Source organism: Granulicella rosea, from assembly GCF_900188085.1.
Taxonomy (GTDB): domain Bacteria; phylum Acidobacteriota; class Terriglobia; order Terriglobales; family Acidobacteriaceae; genus Edaphobacter; species Edaphobacter rosea.
In genome coordinates this window covers 387139-414040 of the sequence record NZ_FZOU01000003.1, presented here as the reverse complement: position 1 = coordinate 414040, position 26902 = coordinate 387139, and the positions used below count along the sequence as shown (strand labels likewise).

The window sequence follows — 26902 nt, the reverse complement described above, 5'->3', positions numbered from 1 at the left end:
CATTGGCCGGTCAGTTGCATATCATAACGACAGGTGCTCGATAGAAGTTCTCAAAAGTGGGACGAGAGAGGAGCGGAATGCCGAAGATCTTTTGGAGAAGCCTTCGCTCACGCATCCTGTTGCTCGTCGTTTTGACGTTTCTGTTCCTCGCGGCCGCCGCTCTCAGCTTGTTTACATTTCTTCGTAATCGCCATGCGGAAGCACTGTCCCTGACCGAGCATCGTCTTGTCAGCGTGGCGGCCAATCTGGCACGGAACTATGCCGACCACCGGACGGCGGATCGTTCTCTGCGAGCGATCCAGCCGGGACCGCCACCGCCGCCTGCTCCTCCGACGCCACCGCACCCAGAGCGCGACCGGCCACCGCATCCGAAACCCGATCTCCTGAAAGAACTCACGGCGGAGACCTTGCAGCATGAGGATGGCGTCGAGGGCGGCTTCTATGCTGCCAGAGCCGATGCTCTGATCGGGTATGCCTTCCCGACCCATGAGGGACCAGGGGCTGAGAAAGGTATGCCCGAGCGAGAGCGGCCCACCATCGAAAATCTCGCGCGTGAAGCGGTAGCGGCAGATGCAATCAAGACCTTTCGGTTTGAGGGGCCGCATGACGCCATCCTCTTCGTAGCAGCTCCGATCCATGAGCCGTCCCGGACAGATCAAACCGCCAAGGCGACAGACGAAGTGACTGGCGCTGCCTGGCTGATGGAGCGCCTACCGGGCATCGAGGGCGGGCAAAACCGCGAACTCCTGTTTGGAAGCGTGGGTTTCGGGATCGCCGCACTGATCACCGCGTTGCTCGCCGTGTTCGTGACGACGGAGATTCGCAGCGGGGTGAACATCGTCCTCCAACGATTGGGTTCGATGGAGGGCGGCTTGCCGGCAGCCAGTCAGCAGATGCAGGGCCGTCCGCCGCTCGAAGAATTCGATCGCGTTCTCCACGGTATCGATTCCCTGGCGCTTGCCTTGCAGGAAAAAATCGAGAACGAGCGGACATTGGAATCGCAGGTGCGCCATAACGAACGGCTCTCCGCGCTGGGGCAGTTTGCCGCCGGAATCGCGCATGAGCTACGCAATCCACTCGGCACGATCCGAATGCGGACGCAGATGTGGCAGCGTTCCACGGACGCGGAAGCTGCCAGGCGGAGCAGCGCCGTGATCCTCGAAGAGATCGACCGTCTGGATACCATCATCAGCCGTCTCCTCTATTTCGCCAGGCCGATCCAGCTTCAACTTCAGCTCATCTCGCTCGACGATCTATGCAGGGTCACGGCCTCGACGTGGGCAGAGAAAGAAGCGGCCAAAGGCATCCAGATTATCTGCGAGGCAACGACCCACAGCGTCCTCATGGCAGACCGCGGCCGACTCCTCCAGGTGCTCGACAATCTTATGGAGAACGCCGTTTACTCAGCGTCGCATTCCGCCGCGGAAGGTGGAACCGTAACCATCCGCACGACGCTGGATGCTGCATTTGCCCGCATCGACATTGCGGACGACGGGCAGGGATTTACGTCGGCAGCTCTGCGTCATGCGCTGGACCCGTTCTACACCACGAAGGACACGGGAACGGGACTCGGCCTCTCCATCTCATTTGAGATTGTGCAGGCTCACGGAGGCGAACTGCTTCTCGCCAACCGCGAAGGAGGCGGGGCTGTGGCTTCGCTCCGTCTGCCATTGGAGAGCAAGGACCGGGATACCCTAAGGATGGCAAAACAAGAGGCAGGACAAGATGTCTGAAGTGCTCATCGTGGACGACGATCATAACTTTCGAGAGACGTTGCGGGAACTGCTGTCGGATGCGGGATATGGGACTCGCATCGCAACGAATGCCGAAGAAGGGATCGCCTTGCTCCAGACGACGACTCCCGACCTCACACTCTGCGACTGGAAGATGCCGGGCGGCGGCGGAGAGCAGTTTCTCAAGAGTCTCCGGTCCGAAGGGCTGCCGACGACCATGCCTGTCATCATCCTCACCGCTCACGGCACCGGACCGAATGCGATGCAGGCCATGCAGCTTGGCGCGTACGACTTCATCACTAAGCCTCTCGATATCGACCTGGCCCTCGCCACCGTCGCACGCGCAATCCGCCACATGGAACTGCAGCGCGAGGTCGAGGTGTTACGACAGCAGCGGTTCAGAGACAAATCCCTGGAAGACCTGACCGAATCCGACGAAGGGTTGAAGCCTCAACTCATCGGCAACTCGCCTGCATGGATTGAAGTCTTCAAGAATATCGGCAGGGTCGCCGCAACCGATGTGGGCGTTCTGCTTCTGGGAGAATCCGGCACCGGCAAGGAGGTCGTCGCCCGCGCCATTCATCAAAACAGCGCGAGAAGCCGTCGCCCCTTCATCATTCTCAACTGCGCCGCACTGCCTCCCGAGCTGTTGGAGTCCGAACTCTTCGGACACGAACGCGGGGCATTCACCGGTGCAGTCGCACAGAAGCGGGGGAAGTTTGAAGCTGCGGACGGCGGCACGATCTTTCTGGATGAGATCGGAGAGCTACCGCTATCGCTTCAGCCCAAGCTCTTACGCGTGCTCCAGGAGCACACCTTCGAGCGGGTCGGAGGAACGGCTTCCCTCCATGCCGATGTGAGGGTGATTGCCGCGACGAATCGTCCGCTGGAGGATGATGTCGAGCAGAGGACCTTCCGCGCAGATCTCTTCTATCGCTTGAACGCCTTTACGGTCCGGCTCCCGCCACTGCGAGAACGCCGGTCCGACGTCCTTCCCTTGGCGGAGTATTTCCTTGCGCGCTATGCACAACGAAATCAACTCGCCTCGACGGGCCTTTCGGCGGAAGCGATCGCGGCTCTGCAGAACTACTTCTTTCCAGGCAATGTGCGGGAGTTGGAGCATCTGGTCGAGCGGGCCGCGGTCAAAGCCGGAGGACGCGCCATAACGGTCGACCTCATCCAGGAAGAATTGGCGAGAGAGAAGAACGCCACGCCCGGTCTCTTCGACGCTCAGGCAGCCGAAGCGATGCCTTTCCACGAAGCGGTCGCAAGCTGGGAACGGCATCTCATCGAACAAGCGTTGAAAGCATCTCACGGCAACAAGTCGGACGCCGCGCGCAGGCTGGGAATACACCGGCGATTACTCTACGAAAAGCTGACACAGTTAGGGATGCTATAGGCCGCCTGAACGAAGTGTGGGACTGAGAATCTCCGCTCTTTGGAGGTTCGGCATGGAAAAGTAACAACCTCCCCGTGTTCGGGGAGGTTCGGGAACTGCGAAGAAGTGTAACCCGATCAGGAGAAGAAGATACGCAGGTAAACATGCTGAAGTCCGGGGGCACGGAACAAGCTTGCGGAACTTGCTCACAACGGGCTGGGCGAGCCCCTCGACAAGAGCAGCTTGATGTTTGGTGGCCGGATGAGAAGCGATTGGATCCAATCGAAGGTCTGCGCTCGGGAGACGGAAAGAGAGACTGCGGACCCAAGCCGCTCCTGCCGACATCCCGCCGCCATCTCGATTCGCTCCGCTCTGAAATGGCGCTTCGAGGAAACAGCCTAAGGATCGGTTCAAGCTCGATGGAGACCCAAAGAGTCGGGGATGACGTCTCGAACTTCACCTCAGAACCGCGACGCCATACTGCTGCAGTTTCACGGATCGTGTCTGGCCTCCTTCCAGGACATCTTCCATGGGCTTGGGTAAAGACACGACGCGGGGTTGATCCGCATAGTTGGTCAAAATGAGAACTCTCTTCCCTTCCCCGACACGGACGGCGAGGTCGACTCCCTCCGGAAGATTGGGAAACGTCTCTGAGATTCCGGCCTCCTCGAGCATCCATGCCCCGGCCTTGGCGCCCATGGACGCCGAAAGCTGCATCCCAATGTAGGTGATGCTCCCTTGGCCCACCTTGCGTGTCACCGCCGCGGGCTGACCATCGAGCCAGCCATTGCTCTTCCCGTAACGCATCAGAGTTCGCACGTCCGGCTTGAGTGAGCCCAGCTGTTCCGCCCAGACGGAATCTTCCCCGGCGCCCCATTCGCCCATGACCGGAACATTCTTTTCGAGAGCGTAGAACTGTTCGACACGGGCGCCGAGGAGATCGACCAGCGGACCGGGCTGTCGCTGGGGAGCGAGGCCATTGTCTTCATCCTTCATCGCGCTCCGTTGACCGAGCACGAGACGACCGCCGGCGCGGACATAGGCTTCGAGATTCTTCGCGGCTTCGGGCGTGAGCAGGTTCAGCGCGGGCGCGACGACGAGTTTATAACGGCTGAGCGGCGCGGTGTCGGAGACGACATCGATCGCACCAGTAAGGGCGTGGAGCGGCCGGTAGTACGTGAGGAAAGACTCGATCGGATCGAACGCCTTGTTATGCCGCTGCCAGTTGATCGCCCAGCGGCTTGGATAGTCCTGGAGGATGGCGATCTCGGATGCGACGGTCGTGCCGGCGAGAACGGAACCGGCCTTTTCGAAATCGGCGCCGACCTGCTGCACCTCGTCATAGACGGGGACGGGGGTTCCATCCGCGCCGACGAGCGTACCGTGGTACTGCTCCTGCCCGTTGAGATCGCTGCGCCACTGCCAGTATGCGACGGCTTCGGAGCCATGGCCGATGGCGTTCCAGGCCATCGCCCGGACCTCGCCCTTATCGAGGATGTTGTTATCCGCATGCCAGTTCACCATGCCGGGTTGTGTCTCCATCACCCAGAAATTCTTGCGCAGAAAGCCGCGCGTGAGATCGTGCGTCGCTCCGTTGCGCGCGGGATCGAGGTGGCCCGAGCCGACGTAGTCGTCCCAACTCGCGAAATCGAGATCCTGCGCGACCGTGTAGTGATCGTAGGAGTCGAACCAGCCCATCATGTTCGTGGTGATGCGCTGACGGCGCTCCGCATGGGCACGGATGACATCCAGTTGATTCTTCTGGTAACTACGCCACTCATCGGTGACAAACTCGCGCCAGTTGAGCAGCAGACCGGGATTTCCGTAGCTGACGGCAATGGGAATCTGGCTCCAGTCCTGAAAGGTCTCGCTCCAATAGGCCGTCGTCCAACGGGCGTTCAGGTTATCGAGCGTCGTATACTTCGCCTTGAGCCACTGCTGGAAACGAGCGCGATCCTCGGGGCCGTAGCTCTCATTCGCATACTCGTTGTCGATCTGCCAGCCGATCACGTTGCGATCGTGACCGAAGCGCTCGGCCATTTTCCCCGCAATGTCACGGCAGAACTCACGGTACCTGGGATCGGACCAGTCGAATTGCTGACGGTTGCCGTGCTCGTCTTTGCGGCCATCGTCCTTGGTGCGAAGGGTCTCTGGGTATCGCGTGGTCAGCCACGCGGGCGGGGCGGCCGTGGGCGTGCCGAGAACGACAGCGATATGGTGCTTTTCAGCGAGGCGGACGGCACGCTCCAGCCAATCCAACTCATACCGGCCCTCGGCAGGCTCGATCGTCGACCAGGCGAACTCTCCCACCCGGACGAAACGGATGTGCGCCGCCTCCATCAAGGAAAGATCGGCGTCCCACCGGCTCTCCGGCCATTGCTCGGGATACCAGGCCGCGCCGAGAAGCAGGGGAGGCGTGCGCGGTTGAGGCGGGAGCGGGGCTTGGGCGACGGTCGAAAGACAGAAGGATGCAAGACAGGCAACAACGAACAGACGTTGACGAATCATGGCGTGTCTCCATGCGGTTCAATCCTGGGGTTGAGGTTCGGGGTCGGAATCACCTTCCCCAACGGAGTTCGCCTCGAGCCGAGGAGCAGCCGCGATCAGCCTCGAAAACGCCTCAAGGTGATCGAGCAGCTCACGCACGGCGACGTCGGCGCCTTCCGTCAAACGATACTCTACATGAAGCGTTCGATCGCTGAGGTCCGTTCGGGAGACCAGGTCTGCGGCCTCCAACTGTCGGAGGGTCTGGTGGATCGTCTTGCTGGACGTCTGCGGCAAGGCCCGCCTCAACTCGCCAAAGCGCGCGGCGCGAACGGTCAACGCCCAGAGAAGGTGCAGCTTCCACTTACCTTGCAGGCTAACTAAGGTTCTCATGGCTGCCTCACGGCGATGAGAGGAAGATCGCAGGACGTCCTTGATGTCTCGTTCGCGGTTCGGTCGTTTCATCGGCAGCCCATATCCTCAGGTTCCACATACAACGGGAGTCTTCGATCGAATCTCACCCCACGGGACCGAGTCACGCCAACCGGCCCGGCAAGTGGACTGCCAGTCAGGATGATTCATCGAAAAAGTAGAGTCCGTCGGCTCCTCGCGGAAGGTAGCCGTGGGCGGAGAGAGTCCGCAGAATCCGGTAGGTGGTGCTCTTTGGAACGCCGCTTCGTTCTGAAATTTGATTGACATTCAGACGCTCAGCACTCGCTTCGAGGAGGCGGATGATGGCGATCGCCTTACTGAGCGTCGGAACGAGATAGCTTCTGTCGACATCTGGACGTCTTCGCCGTGCCGATAAGGTGCGGCTTGCTTGGACCAGCGTATGGTCTGACTCGGGTGTAACCGCGATATCGAGCGGCAGTTTCCGTATCATCTGGCTTTCCTCCGATCTGGCTTAGCCTCGCTCGCAATCATCGCGCTGCCTGTGCTGCGGCCGATATCGTCTTTGGTTGAGCCCGCGAGTCGATTGCGGCTGGTTAGGAAGACGGCGTTCGACGGGCTGACTTTGACGCAACGGCTACAACGACGCGGAAGAGTCGCTCCCCACACGGCATGTCCCCGGGGCGCGAGGCCATGCGCCTCGCAAGGAGAACTCCACGACTGAGATAGATCCCGAGGAGTCCTCCGTTCGCGAGGGTTATCTTCACTTCGGATTGATCGCGATCGAGCTGGATGCGGCTGTGGTTGAGATCTGCTGCACGGGAACGCCTGAGCTTGTGAGTTCGAGGATGCTGTCGTTACCGGCGTTCGCCACCCATACATTGCCGATGGCATCGAACGCGAGGGAGACAGGCTGGCTGATCCCATTGGACGTAAACGGAGAACCCGTAAGTGCGGTTCCGGACGGAGTGAAGGCGGAGAGGACGGCGCCTGTTGCATTGGCGAACCAGGCATTGCCGGCAGCATCGATGGCCGCTGCCGTCGGAGCCGCCAAGCCGTTGCCGGACAGCGGTGCTGTGGTTGCGGGAGAGCCTGTTTGCGCGAGCGCCGTCACCGTGTTGTTGCCGGCGTTCGCCACCCAGATGTTGCCGCTCTGATCGATGGCCGTGGTCGTGGGCTTATTGAAGGAACCCGCGTAGTCGATGGCGAGGGTCCAGTCGATGGGCGCCGTCGTGAGGGAGGGCTGAAAGGGATTCGAAGCTGGAATCATGTTGAAGAGGGCCGGCACGTTCAACGTCGGATTTTTTGCGATCGCAAGCGCGGCGCCGACGGTGTCGGTGGGCACGATGCCGCCGGCGGGGGTCACGTTGACGAAGAGTTGATGACAGAGACTCAGGGAGCCGGCGTCGCCTGTCGTGTTCACACACGCGGCGATCAGGTTGGCCAGCGTGTTGATCTCGGCCGTGGGGGCTGTCGCGCCGGCGGGCAACAGATCGCCCGGAGCCGCGCCGGTCGCCGTGTTGACCAGCTTATGCACCGACGCAAAGGCGCGCGCGAGGCCGGCGATGTTGGTGGATGACGTTCCGAGGGCGGAGGCGCCGGACATGAAAGGAGCGAGCGCGAAGGCGCTCGCGACTGTCGTCACCTCATTCGCGTTGACGTAGGTGTTGGCGGAGAGCTGGGCGCAGTCTCCGAGCGCCGCCATGATGGCTGAGTTGGGGTTGACCCCCGAGCCGGTGTTGCCGCCCGTGGCGACCAGATACATCTGCTGTCCCGTGGTGCAGCTGTAGTCGCCGGTGATGTTGAAGGCGCCGGTCGACGTGGTCGTGACAGGAGCTTGGAGGATGCTTTGCACGGCGGAGCCATAGCCATTGATCGAGCCAGCATAGAGTGCGACCGACGCGCCGGAGATCGGCTGTTGCCCGCCGTGAATCGTGCCTTGCAGCTCCAGGTGCGCGCTCGATGGAGCGGCGGAGGATGCACGGAAACCGGCGCTGCATCCCGACAACAACACAGAACAGGCAACCAGTGCAAGCAGGGGGGTGATCATCTTTTTGACGGGCATCTGCATGTCTCCTTCGGGATGGGGCACGTTGTTGAAACGACGAAGAGTGAGCGAGAAAAGTGGCCGAGACATCGTCTTCATGGGCGCACCCCCGGGGATGCATTGACGACCTGCTGGATGATGGGAGCGGCGGGAGCCGCCACGCCGATGATCTCAGTCACTGTGTTATTGCCTGCGTTGGCGATCCAAAGGCTGCCGGAGGCATCGACGCTGACGCTTGCCGGTTGCGAAAGATTGGCTGCGGCGCCGATCGGAATCGAACTGACGGCCGTTCCGCCGCTGTTGAACTCGGACACGCTGCCGTTTCCATTAGCCACCCAGACATTGCTGAGCCCGTCGATCGCCAAGGCCGTTGCACCCGACAAACCACCGCCCGACAAGGTACCGAGAACGGACCCCAGATCGGAAAACTTGGTGAGACTGCCGCCGCCCGCGTTGATGGAGAGCACCGACCCCGAAGCATCGACCGCGGCCCCGGTTCCGCCGCCGCTTGAAGTGATCGCCTGCGAAGACAGATCCGTCGGGAAGACCGAGAGGGTCTGGTTCGTGAAGGTCACGAAGACGTTGGCCTTCTGAGTGCCTGTTCCGGTAAGAGCGGCTGTCTGGGTTCCGGACGCATCGACGACCTGGAGCGTTGTTGAGATCGCTCCGGTTGCCGTCGGTTTCAGGGTCACGGTGATGGTGCAGGTCGACGAAGCGTTAAGGCTGGCGCCACAGGTATTGGTCGAGCTATAGCTGTTCGTGGCTTCGCCGGTCAGTTGAATGGACGTGATGGCGTGGGCGGCTCCGTCACCGTTGGCAAGAGTGAAGATCTCCGTGGCGGAGGAGCCTTGTCTGACATTGCCGAAGCTATAGTTGGTGGGCGTCAAATACATACCCGCCGGCGCCGCGGCCACGGTGATGGTCGTGGGAGCCGACGACCCGCCGGGATTGTTGGCGTCTCCGGAGTAGACCGCGGTCAGGGAATGCGTTCCGACCGACAGGCTCGGGGAGATATACCAGCTTGCACACACTCCGCCTTGTAACGCCTGCGTAGTCAGCAGCGCCGTTCCATCGTAGATTTGAACGTTGCCGGTTGGCGCTCCGTTGGCGGTGGCGACGCACACCGTGGCGTTGGTCGAGCCCGGCGAGACGATGCTGGTGGCTCCATACTGCGCCTGCACCTCCGTGGTGTCGCCGACGTTCAGCGTACCCGTCGCAGACGCCGCGGTGTACGTCCCGTCTCCGACATACTGCGCCGTGATGGTATGCGTTCCCTCCGCCAGCGCGCTGGTTGGAGCATAGGCTGCATTGCAGACCAGGGTCGTCGAGGTTATTGAGCAGGAGCCGGCAACCTGGTTGCCGCCGTCCACGCTGAAGACCAGCGGGGCGGCCGGAGCCGTACCGCTGAACGAGCCTGTGGCGCTCAGTACGGCGAGCATCGCGCCCTGGGCAATATTGACCGCTTGCACCTTGATCGACAGCGTGGCGGTCGGGTTGGGAGCGATGCGGACGTTGTCGAGGAAGACGGTATTGTCGGTCGTGGCCGTGCCAGCGAACTGGATGGTCTCGCTCGCGCTAGCCGCCGTGAACGTGCCGCTGTAGTCGGAGTAGGTTGCGGCCGACTGCGGTGGGTTGAGCGAAGCAATCGTCGTTCCGTTCACATTGATCTTGAACGGGTTCCCCACCTGGGTCTTCAGGTTCTGGCGTTGCGAGGCTGCGACGGTGATCTTATACTGCTGGCCCGCCGTGAAGCCGGGGATGGCCTGGGTGATCGTCCCCGTCTCCTGGATGAGCGCGTTCTGCACCCCATCCGGCGCATTGCTGTTACCCGAGCTGAAGGCGCTGGCGTTGGCCGTGATGCCTGATCCGACATGCGATACCGAGGGCACAAACGTCCATGAAGCACCTGTGGGAGCGTAGATGTAGGTGGTGGTGACCGGCGTCTCGAAGCTGTAGTTCGGAACGGCGATGTAGGAGGCCGGCGAGTTGCAGACAGCCGTGCTGCTCGCGCTCGACACACCGTCGAGTACAGCCGTGATCTCATAGCAGTAGACGCTGCTGTAGTCGGTCAGGCCGGTGTCGACGTAGGTCGTCGTGGTCAGGCCCGTGGAGACCGCCGTGTAGGCCTGCCCGTTCGTGGAGCGGTTGAGGGTGTACGTCGTGCCCGCATAGTTGATGCCGGAAGACCACGTCACGGTAAGCTGGCCGTCTCCGGTCCGTGTCACGGTCACGCCGCTCGGACCGCTGCCTGAAGTAGACGTCCCGCACACGGGCGGCCCGGGAGCAGCGGTGGCGCCGCCGAAGACGCCAGACACCGTGACGCAGTACGACGCCCCGACCGTAAGCCCTTCTTCGGTGTAGGTCGTGTTGGTCACCGTCGTGAGCGTCGTGTATGCGGAGCCGTTGACGGACTGCTGGATGAGGTAGCCGGTCACGTTCGGCAACGCGTTGTAGGTAATCGTAAAAGCGCCAGGTCCGGCCGGCGTCAGCGTGACGCCCGTCACGGGAAAGCTCGATGTCACCGTGGCGCAGACCGCGGCGCTGGTTGGGCCGTTACCGGCTCCGTTGATGGGCTGGATCGTGTAACAGTAATTCCCACTGTTACTGAGACCGCCGTCGGTGAAGCTGAGCGAGGTCGTGTTGGTGAGCGGAGAGTAGGTGCTTCCGCCGTCGATGGAGCGGTTGATGTTGTAGCTCGCCGCGCCGGAGGCTCCCTGCCAGGTCAGCATCAGTGCGCCGGGAGACGCCGGTGTGACGGCCAGATTAGTGATGCCTTGCGGGCTGCTGAGAAATGCGATCGCACCCACGACCGAGTAGGCCGGAGCCGCGACGCCAGCGACAGCCATCGTGCCTGCGCTGAAGCACTGGTTCGTCAACACCTGGGAGGGCGAGGAGCCGTTGTTTGTGCCGGTATCGGCAACATACACATAGACGTTGTAGCCGCATCCTGTGGCGGCGGAGCTGCTGGAGAAGGTAACCGTTGTGGTCGTGGACGTGGCGCTGTCGTTGACCATCAGCGCGGTGATATTCCCCCCGGGCGTCGTAAAGCCCTGCGCCTCGCTCAAGCCGGAGAAGGTGGTCGCATAGGCCTTCGATGTGCCGCTGCCGAGTCCCAGATCGACGGAGGCGACCCTGTAGGCTCGCATCTGCGGAGCGAGGGTATAGGTTCCGTCGCCGTTGACCGAATAAAGGCCGTTGCTGAAGATGCAGTTGTTGCAGTCTTCATAGGGCGTGGTCAGCGCGTTATTGGGAAGCAGGGTGAAGATGCCGGCCTCTTGGAGACCTACTTGCTGACTGAAGAAGATGAGTTGATCCCCGATGTAGGTCGCAGCCTCCTTGCCCACAACGTGCGGGTCGCTGTTGGGATTGGTGAAGGTGTAGTTGTATTCATCGAGAAAGATCGGCATCGTGGCGGGATAACCGTCGGCCGTGATGATCGCTTGCAGCGTCGTGATGTTGTCGTTCGCCTCGCTGGGGTTGTAGTCGTGATAGGAGACGAACTGAAGCAGCCCTTTGGCCTTGAGGTTGGCATCGGCGAGGAGCGTCGACAGCGTACCGAAGGTTCCGCTGTCTCTGCATTCGGCGTCGCCTCCGATGATGAGCGCGGGGTTGGCCGCTCGTGCTCCCGTCGCGGCGTAGGTGTAGACAGAGTCAGCCGCTGCCGCCTCGCTGCTCCAACTGGAGTCGCCTGCCGCCAGCAGCAGGTTGTTGCAATCCGGTTCGTTGAGAATCTCAAGATAGGTGAGACACTGCCCACCATTGCACGCTGTATTTTCGTGCTGGATGATCTTGTAGACCATGTCTTCGTACACGGTCAGATAGCCCACATTGTTCGGCGGCGCATCGTCGATGCTGGTGCTGTTATAGGACAGCCACAGTGGGACCTCCGCGATGTTCATCAGCGTCGTGATGCCGTTCGCCTTGGCGATGGGCGCCCAGGAGACGGGCCCCCATTGCCAGGTGGAAGGATCGGCGACGCTTCCCGGCACATAGGAGCCCACGCCATTCGGCATGGAAGCCGCGTATGCGGCCTCGGTCGTGTTCGCCGGTACGATCTGGTCCACGTGAGCGGTCCCTCGTATCAGCGTCAGGCCCGAGTTCGCCATCATGGGAAGGACGACGGGTTGGTCCGCCGGGTTCGGAGAGTTGGAGCCTCCGAAGAGCATGGGGCTGACCGAAGCGTTGACCACGTTCGAGAGATTGACCGAGACCGTCGCCTGCGCGGTCATTCGTTGCGGACAGGCAGACAAGAGGGCAGCCAGGAGGCACACGGAAGACGTAGAGATCGTCATCACGCGCGCGAAAACGTTCGCGAGACAACGGGAAAGGGCGGGACGTCTGTGAAGCCGGGCAGCTTGAGGGATCATAAGGGTCTCCAGCGTTAGATAAAATTCGAAGGTTTGAAGCGGGGATCGAGACCAGTTCCATGGATCGGCAAACGTCGCTCTAATCGCTGCGCAGTGACGTGATCGTGACGGGGCCGAGCAGACCGGAGGGCAGTATGGGGGATGCCTGCGTGTAGGGTCGATAGGTCGTGAAGGTGTATCGCTTTGCGGCGCCTGGCTGCTCGTCGCCGATCAACCGGTTCACCCACGAGTTCGTGACGCTGATCCGTAGCCGGTTTGCCCCGACCCGCAACGCCGACGTGATGTCCAAGGCGTATGGGGCGTGCCAGACCTCCCCTAGGTCGTGTCCGTTCAAACTGACGCTGGCAAGATTCTTGACATCGCCGAGGTGGATCAGAACCCGCTGATGCGGCTCTAGCCAATCCGCGGGGACATCGAGAACTTTGCTGTAGATCGCGGTGCCGGAAAAATACCTCACGCCGGGATCGCTGTTCTCTGTCCAGGAGTTCAGTTCCGGCAAGGTCGCCCTGGGCGGTGCGCCCCATCCGCTCGGGAACTCAAGCTCCCACGCACCCTCAACCTTGGCAAGTTCCTGTTCCGCCGTTCGAGGAACGAATTGGGTGGCTTTCAGCGCCGGACGACGGAAGATCACGAAGACCGAATCCGAAGGATTGAGTTGCATTGGGACATACGTCCGGCCGTTCTGGGTGCGATACGAGACGGCTTCGACTGTGCCCGTATCGGCATGCCAGAGCTCCGGGATCCGGCCACGCTCTCGGAAGCTGGCTTCGAACGAGGAGACCGTCAGTCCCTGGTTGCTGACGAAATAGATATCCCCATTGGTAAGCTGGCGATGGACGAAGCCCAGATCGGTCGACGCCGGCTCTTTCCCTGGGTCGAAGTCGGGTCGTACGCCCATGGCGTCGAGCGCCGATAGAACGTTGTCGCCGACATAGACAACACCTTTGCCCAGATGCCGGGTTCCCTTCCCTTCCCCAAAGACCTCGCTGGATAGACTTGCAAACACCTTTGGGTCATCCGCGAGACTGGGACTTTCCTCGGGTCTGATGCCCACCACCGATGCGCCGTCGACGACGAGATTGCGGATTGCCTGCAAGGCCGGCAGGGAGAGTCGTTTGCTGAACCGGCCGAGATCGAGCAAACGATAACTCCCGCCCCCCGGCGTCGTGATCCGGCCGTTCTTATCCACCTTGAGCGAATGGACGATCGCGTCGGCGTTGACGAAGTCGTATGCGTAGCCGCGCGGGATATCCGGCGTTCGCGCCCCATAAACCTCCGTAACGTTGGTGTTCTCTCCGTAGAAGGACAGGACGTCGGCCACAAAGTGGCCCTGCTGCAGCATGTAGCTGCTCCTGGCAAGGTAATCGGTCCACGGCCGAGCCTGTTCGGCCCATGTCTCGTTTCGATTGAACCACTGCCCGAAGGGACCGAGGGTGATCCCCGGCTTTGCATCGACCAGTGGCTGGTGCACCGAAGTATGGACGACGATTCGGTTGATACCATTCAGAAACTCCAGATCCGCGGTGCGCTTCATCGTGGCTGGCGACCAACTGTACGGAGCCTCATTCGCCGTGAAGGATTCTGCCGCGGCGAGGTTTTGCCCGTAGATGTGCGCGACGGAGGCAGTCTCGCGATCGTCGGCGTCGTAGTTATACGGCGGCGTGGTGCTGCTCTCGTCTCTCGCCCACATGGCTCCCATGGGGACTTGACTGAATTTCTTGACCTCCATGCCATCCGCATTGAAGGACCGGCCGCTCTCGTGGGATTCGACATACTGTCCCATCCCGCGAGAGTGCAGGACGTCCTGAAGCACGCCATAGTGTTGGCTGACGATCAGGTCGCCGATGGTCTTGCGGAAGTCCCAGAGGAATCGTTCGCTGGCCGCGGGACTGTCGACGATGCGCCCGGTCAGCACCGGCAGCCAGGGCGCCGGGTCGTACCCGCGCCGTTGCCGGAAGTCCTCAAGCATACGCGGCGTCCAGTTCTCGGGGCCTGCTTCCCAGCTGTCATTGACCATATACGTGACTCCGCGCCTTCCAATCTCGGCGCCGAGGGTCTCCTGATAGCTGTCGAGGTAGGCAGTCAGGTACCGACGAACGGCCTGGCCATCGAGCTTATCGACCTCGAGGCCTGTCGCCTCCGGCTCGGCGGGATTGTTGGTCATGCCGATGAGGCTGTATCCGAAGCGCAGGACAACCCAGCGGCCGGCGGGCGGTGTCCAGGTGAGGGTTCCGTCGGCGGCCATGTTGGAGGTCAGATCGACGACCTCGCCCCTGCGGATAACGCGATCGGCGTTCATCGTCTCAGAGACAGAGTCGGACGAGGGCGACGAAGCCAGAAAGCCGGCCTTCGCTTCGAAATGGTCGATGAGCGGTTCCTGGTGGAGAACGAGCTCGTTGATCTCGTAGCTGGTGCGCGCCACCGGCGCCGGATAACCATAGACCTTCGGGTCGAACATGGCTGCGAATCCCGAGACAGGGCCTGGCGCCTGATTGAGGAAGCTCACACGGAAGAACCGCGCCGTCGTCGCCGGAATGGCGACGGTGACCTGTGGCAGGCCGTGCGAAGGCAGCGCCTGCACCTCTCTCCAGGTGCTCCCGTCGTCGCTGGCCTCAAGGTCGATGCGCGGAGAGGGCAGGTTATAGAGCCATTCGACCAGTGGCAGAGGATCCGTGGTCGCGAGCGTGACGCTCCTGATCGTCGTAGGCGACGTATAGCTGTAACGAATCCACGCCTTCTCTCCAACGATCGGCATTGCGAGCTTCACGCTGGTGGATAGCTTGCCGTCGGCGAGCAGTGCCGGGAGCAGCGTCCGATCGCTGGAGTCGATCACCGCAGCCGGCTCCGGTGTGTTCCCACGGTTGTCTCGGAATGCGACCACGGCCGAGTCCGCGTAGAACATCGGCGGCTCCTCCGGCGTCTGCGTCGTGAGGAGTGGCGGAGCTTTGGGGCGATCCTGGAACGATCCGGTCGTGATGGGGGGCTGTTGGAGTTTACCTGTAAACGTCCTGCCACCGTCGATGACCGTTTCGCTCCATACGTACTTCTTCATCCCGTCGGCGGGCTTGACCCATGGGCCTCCGGTTTCACTCCATCCGGGGCTGGCGGCGATACTTTCCTCCATGCCATATCGTTCGGCCAGTTGGGTGGAATGACGCAAGGCATCTCGCCACGCGGGCGTCATGTAGACGATTCGCTTCGGCACGATCTGAGGAGTGGTACGCGCGGCGTCAAACAGCTGGAAACCGCCAATCCCCGCACGATGCATCCATTCGAGATCGAGCCGAATTCCTTCCTCGCTGATATTTCCATTCATCCAATGCCACCAGACTCGCGGGCGCGCACTTTGAGGAGGATTGAGAAAACCTGCATACAATTTTGAATCGGCTTCGGGTCGGCTTGATGGACCCGATGGCGGCTTCGGTGAGGACTGTGCTGCGAGAGAAAGAGCAGGGAGAAATATTCCAAGGCCCAGGCTTACAAGCAGAACTCCTGCATGGGCCGCGGGAAAGTGGGAACCGGTTGCCATCGTCATCCTTTTCATTTCTCAGTTGCGGAACGTCCAGACAAGGCAGGCGACTAAAGATCTCGAAAAAATCTAGTTTCTGACAACTCGAGCAGGGGCTTGAGCCGGACACCCGAAGCGGGTCCGGCTCAAGCGCTCTGCGGCTTCTCAGAAGATGTACTTCAGTGCAAACTGCGCGATACGAGGACCGGCATTGGCCGCCAAAGCGGTGATGGTGCCGAAGCTCGTGCTGCTGGACAGTGGGCTTGAAAGGGCAGGATCGCCGAGTTCGGTGTGATTGAAGACGTTGAAGTACTCAACTCGGAAATCCAAGGCCGTCTCCCGGTAGATGGGGAAGGTTCGAACCACCGAAGCATCAATGTTGGTATACCCCGGTCCGCGGATCGAATCCTTGACCACGTTCCCGAAGCCGCGGGTTGCGTCGGTGTTGACCGGCATGGAGAAGGCAGCGGGGTTGATGAAGTTGCGGCAGTGTGCTTGCGAACCGCAATTTCCCGCGTTATTTGCATCTTTGGAATATGCAGGCAGAGAGAAGTTGCGGAGCGCCCGGTCCTGATTGAGTCCTGTAAGCGAGAGATCCTGTCCGGCGGTGGCCGTCAGTGTATCGCCCGACCGATGGCTCAAGAGGGCGGAGACCCTCCATCCGTTCGTGATCGCCTGGACGGCGCGATAGCCAGTGTGCAGCTTCGGTAGCTCCCAGATTGAAGACGCCGACACCACATGCGTGTGATCGATGTCCGACAACCCGCGATCAAGGGCCTTGATGTCCGTCACATAGGAGGCGGAAGGGATACCCGTCGCGTTGGCGGGATACAGGGGATAGACGTAGGACTGGCTGGAGTTGATGTCGTTGTTAGCGTTCGTGACAGCGAGGTCGTCATAAGCCTTCGAGAAGGTGTAATTGACGATGAACGACAAGCCGTGCGACATGCGCTTCTCGAGCGTCGCCTGCAAGGAGTTATAGTGAGCGTTGCCGATCATGGCTGCGTCGTCGATGGGGCCGTAGCTTGCCTGGCAGCCGACCGAGGTCGTGCAAGGGCCGACCGTCGGCGCGGTGTTGTAAACCCTCCTCTGATTGGTGGAGAGCGACGATCCGGTATTGACGGCCGGGTTGTTTTCAAGCGAGACGAACAGATGCCGAGATCCCGTGCCCACGTAGGCCAGATGGGCGAAGAGGCTTCCGGTGAACTGGTGCTCGACGACCGCGTTGTAATCGTAGGTAACGGGGACCTGATAGTTCCCGCTTGGATCGTATTCGTACACCGTAACGGGCTTTGGAAAGACGGTGGACGAGGCCAGCGGTTGAGCGAATGGAAAGGGATTCGCGTAGGCGCCCACGGCGCAGCCGGTGCAGTAGGGGTTATCGAACGGCCCGCCAGGATTGGTTCCCGGTACCGGGTTGTACATCGCCGGGGCGGTCAACGAGACCGAGAGTGTATTGGGCGCCTGAGCGGATTGGTTCAGGTTGAAGAACCCTTCCGTACGGTCCTGATAAAAGATGCCGAAGCCGCCGCGAATCGATGTCTTGCCATCGCCCATCACGTCGTAGGCGAAGCCCAGTCTCGGCATGAACTGCTTGTACAGGTTGCCGACGCCATAGCGCTGCACGCCGGGATCGCGATAGACCAGCTCACCTGCCGGAAGATTGGTGAAACGAGAGCTTCCGGTGTTCGCCGCGTAGGCTGCAGGCTTGAAGACGGGCTGGAATCCGATATTATTTTTCCACGGCTCGAACATCTCCCAGCGGACACCGTAGTTGAGCGTGAGTCGCTTGGTCGCCTTCCAGCTATCCTGCACATAGATTCCGGGAAACTTGGCCCGATCTCCGACCTGTTCAAGTGTTCCCTGCACGAAGCTGCTCATGAAGCCCTGGAGAAAGTTTGCAGCTCCATTGGGGTATTGATAGGTAGTTCCGCTGACCGCATTGGTCGTTGGAGCGAAGTTGAAGGTGCCGTAGGAACTATTCACGTTGTCGACATCGAACTTGCTGAGTTCAAGCTCCGCGCCGAATGCAACGTTGTGTCCTCGCTTTACCCAATCCACATCGTCGTGAAACGTATAGTTGTTGCGGAGCCAGCTCGCGAACGCTGATGAAGAGACCTGGAAGTATCCACTGACGATGGCTTGCAGGTAGGGGCCGGTGTCTGGTTGCCAGAGGTTCTTGACGCCAAAGTCCGTGATGTAGGGGCTTCCCGGAGGTCCGCCACGCAGGGCTACCTCGCGCTGATAGCTGGCCGTGAAGTTGTTCAGCAGGTTCGGGGTGAAGGTATGAGATTCGGAGATAAGTGAATTCTGGTAGCGGGTGTTGAAATACGACCGGTAGGCCTGCAGATTGTTGATGCTCAGATTGGGGTCCTGCTGAAACCAATCGTAGTAATAGCGGACGAAGAGATGATCGTTCGCGCCGAACTGGTGGTCGACCCGTCCGACGTATTCATTGAATGCCTGGACGGTCGGCAGCGTGTAGCTCACCAGGCCGCCGATCTTGCCTGGCGCCTCGGTGCCCGCGTAGGTGGGAAAGTCTTTCTGGAGCGCAAAGGCGGCCGGGCTGATATTGCTGCTCGGAATCTGGTTCAGGGCATACGGAGCATTCGTAAAAGGATTTCGGATGATCTGGTTTGCGGTCTGGCAGATGTTGCTCGAATTGTAACCGCCGGTGCACAGATTGCCGTAGTCGGCATAAGCAGCCGCGGCTCCGGTCGAGGTTCTTCCCTCTTCGGCAAGCGTCGGTACGGTCACGGTATTGGCGTTCGAGAGGGAGTGCACCAGCGTGTGCTGGTAACCGAAGAAAAACTGGGTGGTCTTACCGGTTGAGAGGTGCGGGATCAGCACCGGCCCGCCAATGGTGCCGCCGAACTGGTGGCGGTGGAGGTTGTCGGCTGTGTTCGCGAAGTATGGCTTCGCATTGAAGTACCCGTTTCGCAGAAACTCGAACAGATCGCCGTGGAACTTGTCGCCGCCCGATTTCGTGACGATATTGATGACAGCGCCGGCCGAATGACCGAACTCCGGCGCGAAGTTGCTTGTTTGAACGCTGAACTCCTGCAACGCATCCGGAAATGGGTACGGCGCATTTACGTTGGTCATCTCGTCGGTGTTGTTGCCGCCGTCCAGAAGGTAGTTGTTCTGGCCGTTCTTGAGACCATTGACGCTGGCCAGCACGACCACCGGAAACGTCTTGCCGACGCCTTCATCCGTTCCATTGTTCGCGCTCGAACCGTCGGAGACGCCGGCGGAGAGAGTGATCAGGGATGCGGCGTTTCTCCCGTTGAGCGGGAGGTCGACGACCTGCCGCTGGTTGATCACCTGTGCCAAGGTTCCGGTGCTGACATCCACCTGTGGCGCCTGGGACGAGACGGTGACCGTCTGGCTTTCGGAGCCGACCTGAAGAACGAGACCGATGGTGAGCGATTGATTCGCCTGAAGGGTGATGCCGGTCTGGGTCGTGGTCTGGAAGCCCGAGGCGCTGACCGAAACGGTATAGTCGGTCGGGGCGAGCGTAGGAAAGGTGTAAAGGCCGTCCTTGCCCGAGGTCGTCTCGATCTTTCGATTGGTCTTCAGATCGACCACCGTCACCGAAGCGGAGGGGATGCTCGCTCCCGTGCCGTCGGTCACCGTGCCCGTGATCGTCCCGTAGCCTTGCGCATGTGCCAGCGTGGAGACGAGGACGAGGAACGCCAGAGCGAAAGCGCTCCTGAAAAATTCCCGCGTGAAAAGCCGGCCCGGCCTAACTATATGCTGCAGACCCTTTGCCAGGGTCAGTCTATGAAGCTTCATGTGCGTCTTCCTCCGAATCGTTGCGCTTCGAAATCGATGAATCGTTGTGTCGTCTTTGAGGTCGCGAAGCCTGCCTGAGCCGCTTCTCGCTGACGGGCTCTTCCGGGAACTGCTCCGGAATTTGAACTTCACGTCCCCTTTGAACGAGCGAGACCCTTCCGTGGCGCCGTTGCTCAGATACGCGGCGAGTTCTCAGAACCGCGGAACCCACTTTGCTGAGGCGGCAGCCACTGTCGACGTTCCGGGAGAAGCAAGGCAAGGTAAATACGGCCTGACTACAGTAGGAAGGACGTAGCACTACGGGTCGCTACGCAGCTCTATCTCGTTGATGGGAAATTGGTTAGAGGTGTCTCCGCAAACGGCGGCCACGGACGTGGCGCGTAGCGTTCCAGTGACGTACAATTCGACACGTTGGGAGGATCACCGTGTCGAGCGTCGCCGACGATACCGCGCAAGGAGCTCAGAATCATCCAGTCGATCGGGACCTGGTCACGCTGGAGCTCGACGCTATTCTCGGCAGCTCGTTCTTCCGAGGCAGTAAGCGGTATCCGGCTCTACTGAAGTACGTCGTGGTAAAGACACTGGAAGGACAGGCCGACGATCTGAAGGAGCGAACGCTTGGAGTAGAAGTGTTCGGCCGTACTCCGTCCTACGACACCAATGCGGATCCTGTCGTCCGTTCGAGCGCGAGCGAAGTCCGTAAGCGTCTTGCACAGTACTACAAAGATCACGCGGAAGAGTGCCGCCTGAAGATTGATCTTCCTCTGGGCAGCTATGTTCCGGAGTTCAGGACGATGGCCGCGCCCCCGGAAACACCGGTGCTGCCTGAGGCACTCCCTGAACTTCCCATTCAACGGACGAATCATTCCTTCTTGTGGATCGCTGTCGTTGCAATCGTCGCCGTCGCGTTGACCTCTGCGATCACGGTCTATCGATGGCACAGGCCGGCGCCGGCGACCGTGACCGACAAACTTTGGGGTCCGCTTTTGCACGCACCTACACCGGTTCTGATCGTCGTCGGCACGAGCGATTTTGGGGAATCTCACGAACGGCCGCCGGAGGCCGGCTCAACGGACCGCCTGCGGTCGCCGTACCATCACGTCAGCATGTCCTGTGCGCTCGCGCTTGCGCGCGTGGTGGGCTTTCTCCAGTCAAACGGAAAAGCGTACGTCATCAAGGACGACCGCGAGGTCAGCCTCACAGACTTCCGCTCACGTCCAGTCGTTCTCATCGGCGCCCGCAATAATCCCTGGACGATGCGATTGACGGATCCGTTGCGCTTTCGATTCGACTATGGCTCTCTTTCGAAGGTGGAAGATCGGACGAATCCCTCTGCGAGCGACTGGGGTCAGCATCCGAGCACAGACTCCTACGACTACGCCATATTCGCTCGGTACCATGATGCTACGACCAACGGAACGGTCATGGTGATTGCAGGGCTCGGTACGTTCGGCACGGAGTCCGCAAGCGAATTCGCCGTATCGACACAGTATCTCGATCAACTGACGACGAAGGGTCCTGCCGGCTGGGGGGAGAAGAATCTTGAGCTCGTCATAAAAACCGAGGACATCAGCGGTGAGGCCGCCCCTCCTCATGTTGTCTCCGCTACATCCTGGTGAGGGTTGAGAAGACGAAGTGAGAGGTCATACCTCTTAAGAAATATGCCGCGGCGCGAGGCTGCAATTTGCCGTTAGTGATCGCATCTGACCAATAAAATATTAAGATGCTGTTCAACTTCGATCCGCCCGTCACTCCGGATGAGATCCATGCGGCGTCCCTCCAGTTGGTACGCAAGATCAGCGGCTTCAATAAGCCATCAAAGGCAAACGAGGCAGCATTCCTCTCCGCGATCAGCGCGATCTCCGGCATATCGGCGGAGCTGTTGAGTTCGCTTGAGACGAACTCGCCGCCGAAGAATCGCGACGAAGAAGCGGCGCGGCATAAGGCTCTGAGCGCAAAGAGATTCGGAGACAGGAAGGACTGACCGCTGCAGGATTCAACCAAGCCGCTCAACGCTCTGCGCCGCTATCCCGAGACATTTCGCTGAGCATAGGGCACGAGGTTCCCGGCAGTCATGGCATCTGCTTCCCTCTCTCGATGTTGTAGACTTCTCGCGGATCGTACTCGTAAAGGAAGTCCTGAAAAATGCGCTCAGATCGCCGCAACAGACGAAGAGAATTTTTGAAGCTGGCTGGCGCCAGCGCCGCCGCGACCATGCTCGCGCTCATCGGCCCGCTGGCTGCGCAGACCTCACGGCGCGTCTCCGCCGTCAGCGCGGGCGCGACGGGCGATGGCGTCGCACTCAACACGGCGAAGATCCAGGCCGCGATCGATAAGCTTGCCGCGTCTGGTGGCGGAACCCTCGTCCTTCCGCAGGGCGTCTTCCTCAGCGGCGCGATCTTCCTCAAGCCCGGCGTGAACCTGCACCTCGAACCCGGCGCGGTTCTCAAGGGCTCGACCAATACGGCCGACTACCCGAAGCGCATGACGCGTGTCGAGGGGCACTTCGAAGAGTGGCTGCCTGCGTTGCTCAACGCCGACGGTTGCCATGGCCTGCGCATCACCGGTTCGGGCACGCTGGACGGCAGTGGCGCACCCTTTTGGAAGGCGTTCTGGGATGCCCGCGCCAAGGATAACAAGACCAAGAATCTCGACGTGCCGCGGCCGCGACTTGCGCTGATCGAGAACTCGAAGGATGTGCAGTTGAGCGGTCTAACGTTCAAGGATTCTGGCTTCTGGAATCTGCACATGTACCGCTGCCAACATGTGCTGATCGAAAACATGAGCTTTCAGGTGCCCGACAATCAACGCTGCCCTTCGACCGACGGCACCGACATCGACAGTTGCCAGTACGTCACCATACGAGGCTGCAGCTATCGCGTGGACGACGACTGCGTCTGCCTCAAGGGCTCGAAGGGGCCGGCCGCTATGGACGATAAGGACAGCCCGGCTGTCGAGCATATCCGCATCGAAAACTGCACGTACTATCGCGGCGGCGGCATCGTCACGCTGGGCAGCGAAGCCACGATCGTCCGTGACGTGGTGGTCGAGAACTGCACCATTAAGGGCAAGGTCAACGTGCTACGCCTGAAGCTACGCCCCGATACTCCGCAGCTCTACGAAGACGTTCACCTGCGCAACATCACGCTCGAAGGCGGCGGCGCGCAGATCGTCAACTGCGCGCCCTGGAAGCAGTACTTCGATCTGCAGGGCGCGGCTCCGCCGAAGTCAACGGTACGCAACGTCACCTTCGAAAACATCAAGGGCCACGGCAGCGCCTTCGGCCAACTGGCTGGAAATGCCGGTCAGAGCACGATCAGCGACATCACGTTCAAAGACATCGACGTTCAACTCGACAGTCCAAAACTGATGGCAGAGCGTGGCATCAACATCGCGATCCAGAACGTGGTGATCAACGGAAAGCCATACGAGATGGCGCCTGGCTAGTCGGGTCCGCAGCTAGTTACTGCAGTTATTCGATCGCGTCAGCAGCCCAGTCGGCATATGGGCTGTTGTGCGCCATGCGCCTATTCCAGTCCGGTGCGCCATCCTGCCACCAGACTGCACCGCGTTCTCCGAGCGCTGTCTTCGCCTCGTCCACCTGCCGCCTTGCCTGTTCTCGAGCTTCGGCATCGCCGGCCCGCATGGCGCGTTTCTTGTCGCGCCTTGCGCTCATCAATGCCTTTGTCAGCTCTGACCGTCGCTCCGGCGACAAGCGTGGGTCGGAGCAACGCCACAGGCGACCGCGCACGAGAAAATACCGTCCATCGGGTGTGACAGGGTAGTTCATAGGCTCCCACTCTGGAATGCTATCGTGCGACGCTGCCCCTTTGGATGCGCGCACCGCCGTGACCTGGATCGATCCGTCCCGACGACGCTAGCGAGGTTGCCCTGAGTTGAACGGATAGTCTACGAGGTGCTCCCAGGGTCCGCCGAGATATCGCCAAAGAGAGAGGCCTACCCCTTTCGGCTCGATCAAAGAAGCGACCTGGAGCTGAGACAATGTGTGCCGCGCGATTTCAGCCTCCACCTTGTTCTGAACCACAATGTGCGGCCTGAAAGGCTGACGGTCCTGTGCGATGAGAGATGCCTGAAAGACCTTCGACAACGTAGCATGAAGCACGGTCAGGCTTTCGGATTCAAGGAAGACAGCGACCCCATGTCCGATGGAGCGAGGTATGCACTGCGTGAGACGGAAAGCTGGAGTGGCGTAAGCCAGTTCGCGGATCGCGTCATAAGTAAACTCTTCATCGGGAAGCTGGTGAAAGAGGCTCAGATGAGCGGGTATATGATTCCGTTCCCGCGGGAAATAACGAACCCGCAGGTTCTCATAGAAGCTCTGTGCCAACTCGTCGATTTGCAAGGTCAGAAGAAGGGGTTGGCTCACAGAGTCTCCCGCAACCATCTTACCGCCACACATACGGCCGCGGTTCGTCGCCTTCGCCTACTCTTTCTCGCTCTGAATAGAATGCCTGGAGGTACGAAAAAAATCGGGACTGGTCCGAATGCGGAGGCGATCTCTACAGCAGCTTTTCGAGAGATGCACTGCTAGCCAACGTCACCCTCTACTGGATGACACAGACGATTGCTTCTTCGTTCCGCATGTATCGTGAGGGACGCCGGACTCCACTTCATTTTTCGTCGACCGACTACGTGCGAACTCCCTGTGCAGTCGCCTGCTTTCCGAAGGAGATCATGATGCCTCCGCGGAGCTGGGTGGAGCGAGGCTACAACGTCGCGCGATGGACGACCATGCCCAAGGGCGGCCACTTTGCGGCGGCTGAGCAGCCGGCGCTGCTTGCCACGGACCTCCAGGCATTCTTCGGCAGCCTGCGCGGGTAGGTTCGTGCGCGGAGAATCAGCGGAACGGGAAGAACAAGCTGAAGACCGTTCCGCGAGGGATATGACGGTTTGAGCTTCGCACCGCCATACGGCCCTTGTTCTTCTGCACCAGGTCCTGCGTCACCCACAGGCCCAGTCCCGTGCCGCCAATGCCCTTCGTCGAGAAGAACGGTTCGAAGATGCGCGCCAGCGTGGCTTTGTCCATGCCCGTACCGCTATCGGCAATGACGATGCGCACTCCGGCCTCTCCGGTGCCCCTGTGCTTCGAGTCCCGGCACCTCAAGTGCAGCACTCCCCCATTCTTCATGGCATCGAGTGCGTTCCCCACGATGTTCAGCACGATCTGCCGCAACTCGCCCTCGTGACAACGAAGCTCGGTCGCTGCCCGGTCGCCGATCTTCGCCACCACATTGGAGTTGCGCAGCCTCGCGCGATAGAGACCCACTACCGATTCGAAGAGCTTCGTCACATTGAGATCCGCCGGGCTGCTGCTTTGACGATGGAACCGCAGCGTGTGCGTGGTGATCTGCGAAACTCGCGCAAGCTCCTCCTGAGCCGTCGTCACCAGCGCCTTCAGCTCCGGCGTTGGAACCTGCAGATCGAGGATGTAGAGCAGATTCGTCACCGAGGCCAGCGGGTTGTTGATCTCGTGCGCGATGGAGCTTGCCAGCCGGCCCACCGATGCCAGCTTCTCGTTCTGCAGCAGAGCCCGTTCCGCGCGTTTCTGGAGCGAGATGTCTCGCAACACAGCGGACGATGCGACGAAGGTTCCCGGGGCCTCCATATGGGGCGTCAGCTTGATCGACGCTTCGAACTGGGAGCCGTCCTTGCGGCATGCGACGATCTCGCCGGCGTATTCGCGACCACGTTCCACCTCGCGCATCGCCTTCGCCAGCGACTCGCGTTGATCCGCAGGAAGGATCAACTCCGCGAGCAGCCCGCCGGTGGCTTCCCCGGAAGAATAGCCGAACATCTCGGAGGCGCCGTTATTCCAGTTGCGAATCCTTCCATCGACGTGCGAGGTGATGATCGCGTCCGACGAGTGCAGGATCACCTCGGCCAACTGCTCGGCCTCCTTGCGCGATCGCAGCAGGTTGCGTTCGAACAGCCGGCGCTCCGCCGCATCGAGCAGCACGGCGCGGATCGCGGCAGGTTCGCCTGCGGCATACTGAACCGTAAAGTTCACCAGAACCGGCACACGCCCCTGGCTGGTCCTGAGGTCCAGCGCGATCTCCTTACGCCTTCCGCTCAACAGCAACGTCGGCAGCAGATGGGTATCGAAGAAGAGGGCGCCCGCCGCACCCAGCAGATTGCGGAAGCTCGCCCCGATCACCTTGCCTCCATCGAGCCTGGCAAGCTCCCGAAACGCGGCGTTCGCCTGGACGATCTCTCCATCGAGATTCAGAACGGCATAACCGCAGGGAGCATGCTCGAAGAGGTCTTCGAACGAAGCGGGATCATACAGCGGGTCCGCAGGCTTCATAGGAAATTATGAATCGCTTCCGTGACGACGCCCGGAGCGCTCAGATGCGGACAGTGGCCGGTCGCATCCATCACGATCAACTCGCTATGAGGAATGCACCCCTGCACATACTGCCCGACCGCAACGGGCGCTATGGCGTCCTTGTCGCACTGGAGGATTAGGGTTCTGGCTCGGAGCTTCAGCAGGTCGACGCGGTTGTCGGAGAGAAAAGTGACGCGCGCAAAGTGCTGCGCGTGGATTGGATCGGTGCTGCAGAAGCTCGCTTCGAGCTCGTCCGCAAGCTCGGGACGGTCGGGGTTGCCCATGATGATCGGCGCCATCATCGCCGACCAGCCGGAGTGATTGTTGTCGAGCATCTCCAGCAGATCCTCGATGTCGGACCGCTCGAAGCCGCCCACATAATCGCCATCGTTGATGTAGCTCGGCGAAGGGCCGATCATCACCAGATTTTCGAACAGCTCAGGGCGTTCGATCGCGGCCAGCGCACCGATCATCGAGCTGACCGAGTGACCGACGAAGTTGACCTTTTCGAGCTTCAGCTCTTCGATAATCTCGATCACGTCCAACGCGTACCCGCGCAGCGTGCTGTAGTGCGTTCGATTGAACGCGGTCGGGTCCGAGTGCCCTGCTCCGACATAATCGAAGAGGATGACCTTGTAGTCTTTTTCGAAGTTTGGCGCGACCGCTCGCCACATGGCCTGGTCGCACCCATAGCCGTGGGCGAACATGATCGCCCTGGAACCGTTTCCGCTGATTTTGACGTTGTTGCGTTGAATCGAGGTCATGGAGCCTTGCGTGCCGGTCGAATGCTCGAAAACCAAACGCCGTCGCTCCATTAGATCATTAGAACCAGACCTCCAGACGCACCTACGATC

The 26902-nt window shown here is 60.6% G+C and carries 17 protein-coding genes; 6 read left to right on the top strand and 11 right to left on the bottom strand.

Translation table 11 applies throughout. From position 1 onward, the window contains the following. Positions 1-77 precede the first annotated feature (77 nt). Both CHB87_RS11115 and CHB87_RS11110 read left to right on the top strand, forming a co-directional pair. Entirely contained in the window at positions 78-1733 is a 1656-nt protein-coding gene (locus CHB87_RS11115) for an ATP-binding protein (protein ID WP_089408490.1), read from the top strand. Beyond that, a complete protein-coding gene (locus CHB87_RS11110; protein ID WP_089408489.1) occupies positions 1726-3132 on the top strand; it encodes a sigma-54-dependent transcriptional regulator in 1407 nt (468 codons plus the stop codon). The genes CHB87_RS11115 and CHB87_RS11110 overlap by 8 nt, the downstream gene beginning before the upstream one ends. Positions 3133-3567: 435 nt before the next feature. On the opposite strand, the gene CHB87_RS11105 is transcribed toward CHB87_RS11110, so the two are convergent. From CHB87_RS11105 to CHB87_RS11075, 7 genes are all read right to left on the bottom strand, one after another. Continuing rightward, positions 3568-5619, bottom strand: coding sequence for a beta-galactosidase (locus tag CHB87_RS11105; RefSeq protein WP_089408488.1), 2052 nt, complete (start codon positions 5617-5619; stop codon positions 3568-3570). 18 nt (positions 5620-5637) lie between these two features. After that, positions 5638-5988, bottom strand: a complete 351-nt coding sequence (locus CHB87_RS11100; RefSeq protein WP_176441702.1) for a winged helix-turn-helix transcriptional regulator — start codon at positions 5986-5988, stop codon at positions 5638-5640. A gap of 175 nt (positions 5989-6163) precedes the next feature. Next, the gene (locus tag CHB87_RS11095) at positions 6164-6478 is read right to left on the bottom strand and encodes a helix-turn-helix domain-containing protein (RefSeq protein WP_089408486.1); all 315 of its coding nucleotides are present in this window, start codon (positions 6476-6478) and stop codon (positions 6164-6166) included. Positions 6479-6748: 270 nt separating this feature from the next. Next, entirely contained in the window at positions 6749-8050 is a 1302-nt protein-coding gene (locus CHB87_RS11090; RefSeq protein ID WP_142988306.1) for an NHL repeat-containing protein, read from the bottom strand. Positions 8051-8127: 77 nt separating this feature from the next. Further along, entirely contained in the window at positions 8128-12261 is a 4134-nt protein-coding gene (locus tag CHB87_RS11085) for a beta strand repeat-containing protein (protein ID WP_176441701.1), read from the bottom strand. Between the two features lie 217 nt (positions 12262-12478). Continuing rightward, positions 12479-15928, bottom strand: coding sequence for a glycosyl hydrolase (locus tag CHB87_RS11080; RefSeq protein ID WP_089408661.1), 3450 nt, complete (start codon positions 15926-15928; stop codon positions 12479-12481). A 144-nt stretch (positions 15929-16072) separates the two neighbouring features. Next, the gene (locus tag CHB87_RS11075; RefSeq protein ID WP_089408483.1) at positions 16073-19702 is read right to left on the bottom strand and encodes a TonB-dependent receptor; all 3630 of its coding nucleotides are present in this window, start codon (positions 19700-19702) and stop codon (positions 16073-16075) included. Positions 19703-20127: 425 nt separating this feature from the next. On the opposite strand from CHB87_RS11075, the gene CHB87_RS11070 reads away from it, so the two are divergent. From CHB87_RS11070 to CHB87_RS11060, 3 genes are all read left to right on the top strand, one after another. Next, on the top strand, positions 20128-21321 hold the full coding sequence (locus CHB87_RS11070) for a hypothetical protein (RefSeq protein ID WP_089408482.1): 1194 nt from the start codon (positions 20128-20130) through the stop codon (positions 21319-21321). Between the two features lie 104 nt (positions 21322-21425). Next, complete coding sequence (locus CHB87_RS11065) at positions 21426-21686, top strand: DUF2277 domain-containing protein (RefSeq protein WP_089408481.1); 261 nt, start codon at positions 21426-21428, stop codon at positions 21684-21686. A gap of 197 nt (positions 21687-21883) precedes the next feature. After that, the gene (locus CHB87_RS11060; protein ID WP_176441700.1) at positions 21884-23149 is read left to right on the top strand and encodes a glycoside hydrolase family 28 protein; all 1266 of its coding nucleotides are present in this window, start codon (positions 21884-21886) and stop codon (positions 23147-23149) included. Positions 23150-23174: 25 nt separating this feature from the next. On the opposite strand, the gene CHB87_RS11055 is transcribed toward CHB87_RS11060, so the two are convergent. Continuing rightward, positions 23175-23492, bottom strand: a complete 318-nt coding sequence (locus tag CHB87_RS11055; RefSeq protein ID WP_089408479.1) for a hypothetical protein — start codon at positions 23490-23492, stop codon at positions 23175-23177. An 87-nt stretch (positions 23493-23579) separates the two neighbouring features. Next, complete coding sequence (locus CHB87_RS11050) at positions 23580-24089, bottom strand: 2'-5' RNA ligase family protein (protein WP_176441699.1); 510 nt, start codon at positions 24087-24089, stop codon at positions 23580-23582. A 308-nt stretch (positions 24090-24397) separates the two neighbouring features. Between CHB87_RS11050 and CHB87_RS22255 the strand changes: the two genes are divergently transcribed. Next, positions 24398-24544 (top strand): hypothetical protein, encoded by a 147-nt coding sequence (locus tag CHB87_RS22255; protein ID WP_176441698.1) that lies wholly within the window; start codon positions 24398-24400, stop codon positions 24542-24544. 16 nt (positions 24545-24560) lie between these two features. Here CHB87_RS22255 and CHB87_RS11040 read toward each other — a convergent pair whose 3' ends face one another. Together CHB87_RS11040 and CHB87_RS11035 are read right to left on the bottom strand one after the other, a co-directional pair. Then, entirely contained in the window at positions 24561-26027 is a 1467-nt protein-coding gene (locus CHB87_RS11040; protein WP_089408477.1) for a PAS domain S-box protein, read from the bottom strand. Next, the gene (locus tag CHB87_RS11035) at positions 26024-26848 is read right to left on the bottom strand and encodes an alpha/beta fold hydrolase (protein ID WP_245817935.1); all 825 of its coding nucleotides are present in this window, start codon (positions 26846-26848) and stop codon (positions 26024-26026) included. Before CHB87_RS11035 ends, CHB87_RS11040 begins: the two co-directional genes overlap by 4 nt. Between the last annotated feature and the right edge of the window lie 54 nt (positions 26849-26902).